This window comes from Rothia terrae, from assembly GCF_012396615.1.
In the GTDB taxonomy this organism is placed as follows: Bacteria; Actinomycetota; Actinomycetes; order Actinomycetales; family Micrococcaceae; genus Rothia; species Rothia terrae.
In genome coordinates this window covers 1-2,542 of sequence record NZ_JAAXPV010000035.1, presented here as the reverse complement: position 1 = coordinate 2,542, position 2,542 = coordinate 1, and the positions used below count along the sequence as shown (strand labels likewise).

The window sequence follows — 2,542 nt, the reverse complement described above, 5'->3', positions numbered from 1 at the left end:
TATTTTCCGCCAAGATGCGGTCCTCTACAAGACGGACCACACGGTCCTTTGCATCCTGGTCAAATTTTCTTGGCATATTCCAGATTTTCCCATCTACTCAAACGGAACAAAACCTGGGACACTTCATTCCAGCCACCGGCGGCTCACTGACCGCTGAGTCCTATTCTTACGATGATTTGGGACGTTTAATCTCTAAGACCACCGGACGTGGTGGCGTTATCAAGTACACCTATGACGGTAATACCTCCCTGGTCACCAAGGTCGCCTCTTACCCCAAGGGCTCTACTGTTGCTGATGCGGTGCAGGATACGACGTATGATGCTTTGGGCCGAGTGACAAAGGTTGCTAACCGGGCTAAGGGGGTTTCTACTCAGAGCACTACTTTCACCTATAGCACTCGTGGTGAGGTGATTTCTCAATCTGTTTGGCAGGCCGCTGTTGGCAGCGAGGCTGCACAGACGACCAAGATTGATTATAAGTATGACCGTGAGGGCAAGCTGATTGCTAAAACCTTGGACGGTTTGACGAATAATTACAATTACACCGCTGGTGGCACACTCGATAGCGTGGATTACACGGAGTCGGGTGTGAAGAAGACGATTAAGTTCGCTACCGATGATCGTGGACGTCGTACGGATACCTGGTACGGGGCTGATGCTAATACTGGTGCGCAGAATTGGGAAGTGTGGAAGCACTCTGATTATGATCGCTCCGGTAATCTGATTGGCGAGAAAGTCCAAAAAGCTAAAGAAGCACCCGTGACACCACAGAATCCTGATGGTGCGATGACACTGTCTGAGAAGAAGTATTGTTATGTGCCGGGTGCTGATCCTCGTTCATGCCCCACAGATGCAACGAATGCTGTGGATAAGATTCAAGCGATGTACACTGCTAACCCTGCCGCCGGTAATGGGTTCGTCACATCCTACACTTACGATCAGGCTGGGCATCTGCTCACGGTGAATACTCCCGGTAGCCCGGAGGGTAAGTATGAGTACACCTATGATGTGCGTGGTAATAAAATCAAGACCGTGCAGACGAAGGGTGATGGTCAGGTTATTACTGATGGTGACACTTTCAACGCGCAGAACCAGGTGACCAGTGATAACTGGAAGTATGATGCTGATGGCAACCTGGTCTCTTCTGATCAGGCGTCGTTGACCTATAACACGGTGAATCAGAACGTGGAATCAGCGCTCAAGGATGGGTCGAATACGACTAAGAATACTTTCGCGGGGATGAGTCAGAAGCAGTTGATTGCTCAGTCTTCGTCGAAGGAAGGTACTTTTGTCTATACGCATGGTCTGAATGACCGGTATGGGAATCCAATGGTGGAGAAGGTCCGTCATGATGGTGCTACGGCGTTTGTGGAGCATGATCCTGTGACGGGTGCGCCGTTGTTTTTGCGTGATACGGATAAGAAGAGTGTGCATATGTATATTTCTGATCCGGTTGATTCTGATATCCGCTTGGTGAAGGATGATGGTACGACGAGTACGTATAAGGAGTTTGATCCTTATGGTGCGCGTGATGAGAAGACGACGGTTGTTTCTCGTGATGTGTTTGATCCGTTCCGTTACCGTTTTGGCATGGTGGATCGTGGTGGTACGGGTCGTTTCCTCTTTGGTGTGCGTTTTTATGATCCGGGCCAGGGTGTGTGGGTTCAGCAGGATTCGTTGGATGCTCCGTTTGATCCGGTGAATGCTAATCGTTATGCGTATGCGGGTGCTGATCCGGTGAATAATTATGACCCAACAGGTCGACTGATGGTAGATGCGGGTTTTTGTATGGCTTTCTGTGGCTCAGGTGGTTTTAACTATAACTCTGAGACAGGAAAAGTTAATCTAGAATTTAGTATCGGGGCAGCGGCAGGCGAAGATATGCACCTGATTGTGGGAGATAGCACCGACGATGCAGGAAAGTTTGATATTAGTGCTGGAGGCTCTATAGATGGTGGCATCGGTGTTGGAGGATCTGGAGCCTTTGATGTTTCCCTACTAGGAAATGGAGCCAACGTTGAGGGGGGCGGCGGCGGAGTTGAAGGTTTCTCAATTGGCCCAGAGCTGAACATTAGTATCCCTATCAACTAAGAGAAAGATATATTATTATGTTCAATAAAATATCACCAATAGGTTATTCCGCAGCATTTTGCGTATCGGGTTTTATTCTTTTAGGAATTGAGGGCTATCTAGGCAGATTAAGCATTATCGGAACTATGTTATTTTGCCTAGGAATGATTTTTGGTTTCTATGGTTATGGTAAAAATAGAGATAAGAATATTTATGATTACGAATCTAAAAATAAATAGCTCTAAAACAATTAATTAAAGAAAAAGGCATCTTCATTGATTTGGAGATGCCTTTTCTGTAATTAATTAAAATTTATCTAAATAATGAGGCTTATTCAAAAGTCCTCCCAGCCGCCAAAAACACCAACCCGCGAACTACCGAGAACACCCGCTGATACGAGCTCAACGGCCGTCTGAAACCCATGTGCAGAACCCGCCAGGTCTTAATGTGAGCGATGACCCGCTCCACCACTG

Annotated in this window: 2 protein-coding genes; both read left to right on the top strand. The window is 47.3% G+C overall.

Translation table 11 applies throughout. From position 1 onward, the window contains the following. Positions 1 to 2,090: RHS repeat protein (locus HF984_RS11230; RefSeq protein WP_210729730.1), on the top strand; the 2,090-nt coding region annotated here is incomplete at its 5' end. A 17-nt stretch (positions 2,091 to 2,107) separates the two neighbouring features. Beyond that, the gene (locus HF984_RS11225; RefSeq protein WP_168615736.1) at positions 2,108 to 2,308 is read left to right on the top strand and encodes a hypothetical protein; all 201 of its coding nucleotides are present in this window, start codon (positions 2,108 to 2,110) and stop codon (positions 2,306 to 2,308) included. Positions 2,309 to 2,542: the final 234 nt, after the last annotated feature.

Bases quoted from the DNA above. Each gene is read 5' to 3' on its own strand.
- HF984_RS11225 (WP_168615736.1), top strand. From the start codon at position 2,108: ATGTTCAATAAAATATCACCAATAGGTTATTCCGCAGCATTTTGCGTA.